This window comes from Streptomyces sp. NPDC048411, assembly GCF_040704695.1.
GTDB lineage: Bacteria > Actinomycetota > Actinomycetes > Streptomycetales > Streptomycetaceae > Streptomyces.
Genome location: NZ_JBEZKL010000274.1, coordinates 1 through 3257 on the forward strand (window position 1 = coordinate 1; position 3257 = coordinate 3257).

Sequence of the window (3257 nt, forward strand, 5' to 3'; positions counted from 1 at the left end):
GGTACGTCACCCCGCTCGAAACGAGGATCTTGCTCAGGCAGGACCTCACCCCCGCAGCCTAAAAACCCGCTGTCCAGGCCCCAGGGGGAACTTCAGAAGGAACGCCCCCTGGTCGTTCCCCGGCCTCAGCTGCAGCGCCGGCCGGTGCATGGGCCGAGGCACTCACCCGCCTGGTATCGCAACCGGTGCCGCCGCGGCTGACACCGAAGGGACGGAAACCTGCCCCCAACCGACACTGCTTCCTTGACTGCCCGCCTGGGCGCAGCCGTGACGTTCTCAAGTCGGCCCGCATACAAGCGGTTTGGCTGCGCTGTACCTTGGGCATCACATGCGCTGTAGTCATCTACAGCACTCCTGTCGAGAGGGATACAGCAGCATGCACCGGATCGAGGCCGTCGCGAACGGCTTACGCACAGACCACCCCGTCCCCGGCCTTCCCTTCGTCGATGACGCCCACATCCCGGTCGACGACCCGGCGGCCACAGAAGCGGTGGGCCGCCACGAGGAAGGCGGCACCTGGGGCCGCTGGGACAAAGACCGCGCCACTGAAGGCGCATGGCTTGCCTTCACCACCGATTCGATCCGCCATGACCTGGCCTGGGTCGTCCGCTACCACCCCCAGCACGGCCGCACGGTGCTCCTGGTCCGCGACCATCACGCCTCGCCCTGGCACACCAACTGGTGGGGCCCGCAGCTCCTCTTCCGCCAGGGCGGCTACTGGTGGGACGGCACCACATGGTTCCGGCCCGACCAGGTCTGGGACGCAGCCGGCGAGCGCTACGACCACCGGCCCGTCAAAGCAGCCACCACCGTCACCGCCGACGACCTCCTCGACGACCTCCTCGACGACAACACCCACCCCGCCGGCGGACGCCTCCTCAAGGTGGCCAACTTCGACCCGGACGCCCCACCGCCCGACCAGTGGAACGACCACCTCGCCCTCTGGGCCTCACACCGCCCCAAGAACGCCACACCCCTGTCCAAGTGCGTGGTGAAGCTGTCCGCGCCCGAACTCGCAGCCGACCAACTCATCGGCGTCCCCGAGATGGCAAAGATCAGCGGCATCGCCGCCTCCACCCTGCGCGCCTACATCTCGCGCCACGAAAACGACGTACCTCCACCGCAGACCGCCGTCAACGGCCGCAACCTCTGGGCACGCCCCGTAGCGGAGGACTGGACCGAACAACGCCGCCGGTCACCAGAAGGCGCCGCGGCCACGCTCGCCTCAGACGATGACGACGACCTGCCCGTCGGCATCTCCGAACTCCGCCAGCGCCTGGGCCGCATCTTCTTCCGTGTCCTGTGGGAACGCCCTGACCGGCGCAAACGCTGGGCTCTGCGGCACCGCAGCGAGCCCGCCGTCCACGAAATCGCCGACGAACTCGCCTGGACAGTCGCCGCGGACACGACCAGCATCGTCGACACGCACGACCTGGCCGCCACCATTCGGCACGCTTTCCTGGATGAATTCGCCACCGGCCGTGAGCTGGACGCGGACACCGAGAGCGGGCCAGGCTTCTACGGGATCACCCCAACGATCGCCAGGATGCTCGACTGGCTGGTCCGGCATCATCCCGAGCAGGCCCACCACACCATCGCAGAGATCGTCGGAGACGCTGAACGACGGTGGAACACGCCACGGGACGTCAGCGCCCGATCCATCCGCACAGCCTTGTCTCTCGACGGCACCCTCGACCAAAAAACACGCACGCAGTTCCTCGACCTGGCCCTGCCGCCCGAGAAGACCCCCTGAACCCCTCAACCACGCAGCCAGCAGCCGGCGCCACCGGCTGCTGGCTGTCCTCAGTGGCGGAAGGGAGGGAGGGAGGGAGATGAGGCAGGTCCCAGTGATTGCGTGGCGTTCTGCGCGATCACGAAGGATCCCAATTCTGGCTACTTCAGGCGATCGATGAAGGCGGGGGCGAGGGGTGCGGATGTGTTGCTCTGGTACACCGCCGCTCAGCCACGGGTACACGGCCGTGCCAACAGATTCGTGATCAGCGACGGAACGCCACTGGCCAACCAGTCTGCAAGGTCTCACGCTGCGCTCGGGGCACGTGGGCGCGCGCACCGCCTGCTGGCGGATGACGCTGGATACATGAAAGCCACCTGGTCCGGGACGCTGCAGTTTGGGCTGGTCGCGCTGCCGATCCGGCTCTACACAGCCACGGAGGAGCACTCCGTGCGTCTGCACGAGATCCACGTCGCCGACGCCAGCCGCGTCGAGCACCGGCGCTACTGCAAGGCCGAGGACCGGGAGATCCCGTACGAGGAGGTCGGCAGGGGCTTCGCGATGCCCGACGGGAGCATGGTGCCACTGACCCCAGAGGATCTGGCCCGCCTTCCGCTACCCACGAAGCGCGTCGCGGAAGTGCTGGGTTTCGTGGAGGGGCGGGACATCGACCCCCTCAGCTACGGCCGGCCGTACTACGTGGGCCCCGGCGGGCCCGGCGCCGACCGCCCGTACGCCCTGCTCGTCGAGGCGCTCGCCCGCACCGGGTACGTAGCCGTCGCCAAACTGGCCCTGCGCGGCCGGGAGCGCCTGGGGCTGCTCCGCCCCCACCACGGCATGCTCGTCCTGCAGACTCTCCTGTGGCAGGACGAGCTGCGCGACCCCGGTGACCTCGCACCGTCCACGCCGGTCAGCGACCGGGAGCTGGAGCTGGCCGAGGCGCTGATCCGGGAACTCACCGGCATCGACGTGGGCCAGGTACACGACGAGTACGCCCACGCCCTCGAGCAGCTCGTGGACGCGAAAATCACCGTCGGTGAACTCGCCAAGCCAGCGGAGGCCGCCCCGGCGATGGACCTGATGGCGGCCCTGGAGGAGAGCGTCCGGGCTGCCGAGCAGGCGCACGGACGCCCGTCGGCCCGGCCGCGACCATAGTCCTTTTTCGAGCGAACCCGGGGGATGCACCAGGCTGTCGGCGGCGGGCGCGCTGACAACGACGACCGAGCCAGGGCAGCGTGCCGATTTCACCGTTCCTCCTGGTGGGACAGCTTCCCCGGCCGAGGGCTGAGCGGCATGGCACGGCGGGCATAGTTGCCAAATTTCGCTACTTTCCTCGGTCGCGCAAGTGCCGAAAATCAAAAAACTTGCCGATTTAGCGAACTTGCCGAAGATCGGCAAGTTGCTCAAATCAGCAAGTTTTCTTGGCTGTTCCTAGTAGGGCTTTGTTAGGTCCTGTGGTGTGGTTCTGGTGTCGGTGCGGATTGGCCGCATATCGAGCAGGCGCCGGTCCAGGTGGCCAGGAGGG

General features: G+C 67.7%; 2 protein-coding genes. Both read left to right on the forward strand.

Annotated elements, in window-relative coordinates:
* The first annotated feature begins 376 nt into the window (after positions 1 to 376).
* Positions 377 to 1753: a hypothetical protein gene (locus AB0915_RS38750; protein WP_366696053.1), complete on the forward strand. Its 1377-nt coding sequence runs from the start codon at positions 377 to 379 to the stop codon at positions 1751 to 1753.
* Between the two features lie 345 nt (positions 1754 to 2098).
* Positions 2099 to 2887 carry a Ku protein gene (locus AB0915_RS38755; RefSeq protein WP_366696055.1) on the forward strand — a complete coding sequence of 263 codons (789 nt, stop codon included), beginning with the start codon at positions 2099 to 2101 and terminating at the stop codon, positions 2885 to 2887.
* Positions 2888 to 3257 lie beyond the last annotated feature (370 nt).